General features: G+C 60.1%; 1 pseudogene. It reads left to right on the top strand.

The features are described from left to right. Positions 1 to 371, top strand: a pseudogene (locus N7568_RS22680) (pyruvate dehydrogenase (acetyl-transferring), homodimeric type); the annotation flags it as partial.

Below are 371 nucleotides of genomic sequence, written 5' to 3'. Positions count from 1 at the left end.
GAGTCCCGTGGCCTGCTCCAGCTCGCCGCGAACGAGAACCTGGACAACCTGAACTTCGTGATCAACTGCAACCTCCAGCGCCTGGACGGACCGGTCCGCGGCAACGGCAAGATCATGCAGGAACTCGAAGCGTTCTTCCGCGGTGCGGGCTGGAACGTGATCAAGGTCGTCTGGGGCCGGGAATGGGATTCCCTCCTGGAAGCGGACAAGGACGGGGCGTTGGTGAAAATCATGAACGAAACCCCCGATGGTGACTACCAAACCTACAAAGCCGAATCCGGCGGGTTCGTCCGTGAACACTTCTTCGGTAAATCCCCGCAGACCAAGGACATGGTCGCGGACCTGGACGACGAACAGATCTGGGGCCTCAA

This window comes from Paenarthrobacter aurescens (assembly GCF_025421775.1).
Classification (GTDB): Bacteria; Actinomycetota; Actinomycetes; order Actinomycetales; family Micrococcaceae; genus Arthrobacter; species Arthrobacter aurescens_B.
The sequence above is the reverse complement of the archived record's forward strand: the minus strand, read 5'-3'. Positions and strand labels throughout refer to the sequence as shown.